General features: G+C 71.9%; 5 protein-coding genes. 3 read left to right on the top strand and 2 right to left on the bottom strand.

The features are described 5' to 3' along the window. Positions 1–717, top strand: a 717-nt coding sequence (locus BZL64_RS32815) for a GNAT family N-acetyltransferase (protein WP_244205639.1), incomplete at its 5' end; no start/stop codon positions are given. Then, positions 698–1,198 (top strand): ribonuclease FAU-1 family protein, encoded by a 501-nt coding sequence (locus tag BZL64_RS32810; RefSeq protein WP_086772752.1) that lies wholly within the window; start codon positions 698–700, stop codon positions 1,196–1,198. The genes BZL64_RS32815 and BZL64_RS32810, both read left to right, overlap by 20 nt. A 6-nt stretch (positions 1,199–1,204) precedes the next feature. Here the strand turns inward: BZL64_RS32810 and BZL64_RS32805 are convergent, their stop codons facing one another. Further along, positions 1,205–1,819 carry a class I SAM-dependent methyltransferase gene (locus BZL64_RS32805; protein ID WP_086772751.1) on the bottom strand — a complete coding sequence of 205 codons (615 nt, stop codon included), beginning with the start codon at positions 1,817–1,819 and terminating at the stop codon, positions 1,205–1,207. A 139-nt stretch (positions 1,820–1,958) separates the two neighbouring features. Here BZL64_RS32805 and BZL64_RS41980 point away from each other — a divergent pair, with 139 nt between their 5' ends. Beyond that, a complete protein-coding gene (locus tag BZL64_RS41980; RefSeq protein ID WP_086772750.1) occupies positions 1,959–2,093 on the top strand; it encodes a hypothetical protein in 135 nt (44 codons plus the stop codon). Positions 2,094–2,112: 19 nt separating this feature from the next. Here BZL64_RS41980 and BZL64_RS32795 read toward each other — a convergent pair whose 3' ends face one another. Then, entirely contained in the window at positions 2,113–2,595 is a 483-nt protein-coding gene (locus BZL64_RS32795; protein WP_086772753.1) for a GNAT family N-acetyltransferase, read from the bottom strand. Positions 2,596–2,779 lie beyond the last annotated feature (184 nt).

Here is a 2,779-nt window from a genome sequence, read left to right as displayed (position 1 = left end):
GACGCCCCGTGGCCGGCCAGGTGCTCCTCGCCCACGCGGGCCAGCAGCGTTCCGGTCCCCCGGCGCGGGCGCTCGGGGTCCACGTACACGTTGAGAAAGCACCTGGCCGGCCACGGGGCGTCACGGGTGCTGGCCTGGGTGCTGGACGAGCCGGACAACCGGGGCTTCGCCGAACGGCGCGGCTACCGGGCGAGCCGCTCCGCGCACTTCCTCCGCCTGGACCTGGCGAACGGCACCCTGCCGCCGCTCCAGGACCTGCCGCCCGGCGTCGAACTGCGCACCGCCGCCGACTTCGCCGACGACCCCCGCCCGTTGTTCACGCTGGACGCGGAGGTGACCGCGGACGAACCCGGCGACATCGACGCCGAGTTCACCGACTACGAGGCGTGGCTGGAGGAGACCTGGCGGCATCCGCTGCTCGACCTCGGTCTGACCACGGTCGCCCTGGTCGACGGCCGTCCCGCCGCCTTCACCGCGGCCCGCACGGACGGCGCGTCCCGCTACGCCACCGGCATGACCGGCACGGCCCGCGCCCACCGCGGCCGGGGCCTGGCCAAGCTCGCCAAGAACACCTCGCTGCACCGCGCCCGCGCCGCGGGCTACCGGGAGGCGTTCACCGGCAACGACACGGGCAACGGCCCGATGCTCGCCGTCAACAAGTGGTTCGGCTACGAGATCTGTGCGACAGAGGTGCGCTATGCCCGTGAACTCCACTGACCCCGCCCGGCTCGTGGACGTCGTCCTCGTCAAGGGCGGCCGTACGAAGATCCGCTACCCGGCCGAGCTGCTCGCCGACGACGGCACCCGGATCGCCGTCCGGGCCCCCTGGGCGGGAGAGGGCGTACGGGACTTCGGCTTCGTGCGGTTCGAGCCGGGTGACGTCTTCACGGAGTACTACTGGCGCGACCGCTGGTACTCCGTGAAGGAGGTCAGGGCGGCCTCGGGCGCGCTGAAGGGCTGGTACTGCGACATCACCCGCCCGGCCACGCTCACCGGCGGCGAGCTGGTCGTCGAGGATCTCGACCTGGACCTGTGGCGCTCCGCCGACGGCGGCGACGTACGGCGGCTGGACGAGGACGAGTTCGCGGAGAGCGGGCTGGCCGAGCGGGACCCGGAGGCGGCTGCCGCCGCGGTGACTGCGCTCGACGAGCTGGAGGTGCTGGCCCGCGGCGACCGCTTCGAGGAGCTGGCCGGCTAGGGCCTGTCAGACCGTGGCCACCACCGCGTAGCGCTCGTCCTCGACCGCTCTCCCCCACAGCCGCGGGTCGTCGGACAGCCGCTCCACGCGCGTGTGCCCGGCGAGCGGGGCCAGGAGGGCCGTGAGCCGGTCCGCCGGTATGCCGACGGGGCTGACGGTGCCCCAGACGCCCTCGACCAGCACGAGCCGGCCTCCGGGGCGCAGCAGGTCGCGCCAGTGCCGCAGGGCGCGGCCGGGGTCGGGCAGGGTCCACAGCACATGCCGTACGAGCACGGTGTCGAAGCGCTCCTCCCCTACCGGAGGTGCCGCCGCGTCACCGACGAGGAACACGGCGTCGCGTCCGGCGAGTTTGGTGCGGGCCTGTTCGACCATCGCCGGGGACAGGTCGACGCCGGTGACGCGGTGTCCGCGCTCGGCGGCGAGGAGCGACAGGCTGCCGGTGCCGCAGCCCAGGTCGAGCAGGTCGCCGGGCCGGTCCGCAAGCCAGTCGCGCAGCCGGTCCGCCCAGGCGGCGCGCACGTCGGGATCGCGCAGTCCGTGGTCCGGCTCCTCGTCGAACGCGGCGGCCTCCGCGTCCCAGTCGACACGCGCCGGAGTTGATCCGTCACTGTGGTTTGTCATCCCTCAAGAGTGACACCCACCACTGACAACCGAATCGTGACAGCCACCACTGACAGAACGGGTGGCGATGAGGAACTCTCCCTGAACGGGTCTACCTCCGTGAGAACGCGGAACTCGGTGGACCCTGAAGGAGGCAGCCATGCGCCGTACGACCGTGCAGAAGCCCCTGAAGAAGACGGAATCCCGCAGGATCCGTGAAGAGACCGACGAGCGTCCCGCCGGACGGCCCGAGGTGCGCAAGGACATCGCACGCACCTGGTGGCCCGACGGGTGAGGCCCGCCCACGGCCCGGATCAGTCGAGCCGTTTGCGGTAGTGGACGCGGTCGTACGGTCCGTCGACCCGGCGTTCCACGACCTCGTAGCCGTATCTGGGGTAGATCCGCTGGTTCTCCCACATCAGCGCGTTCGTGCAGAGCCTGACCTCGGGCAGGCCGAGCGCCCGCGCGCGTGCGTCGACGAAGTGCAGCAACCGCCGCCCCACGCCCGTGCCATGGGCGTCGGGGTGCACGGCGATGCTGTCGAGCAGCAGATGGCCCGTGCCCCGGTCCGCCCCGTCCGCCTCGTGGCCCCTGAACTCCTCGACCACCACCAGGCCGATGACGGGATCGCCCGTGACGAACACCTTCCCCGCGGTCACGTTCGCCGCGTGGTCCGCCTCCATGGGCTGCGGCACGACACCGATGCGCTCGATGTAGTGCCGGAACGCGGCATCGGTCACGGTTTTCACGGCCGGTACGTCGGCCTGTGTCGCGGGCCGGATCTCGTCGCTGGTCATGCCGTGCACGGTAGCTACCTGATGCCTGTCTCAGCAGGCCCTTAAGGGGACCCTAAAGATCGCCGACGGTGGTCCCCGGCAGGCGTTTCCGGGGTTTCTTGGTTCCGGCACACATCAGCACCGGTTCCGAGGAGATCCCCCATGCCCGCACGCCGCAAGGCCGCCGCCTTCGCCGCCCTGTGCC

This window comes from Streptomyces bobili (assembly GCF_002154575.1).
Lineage (GTDB): Bacteria > Actinomycetota > Actinomycetes > Streptomycetales > Streptomycetaceae > Streptomyces > Streptomyces bobili.
Note: the sequence above shows the minus strand (reverse complement) of the source record. Positions and strands in the feature narration are given on the sequence as shown.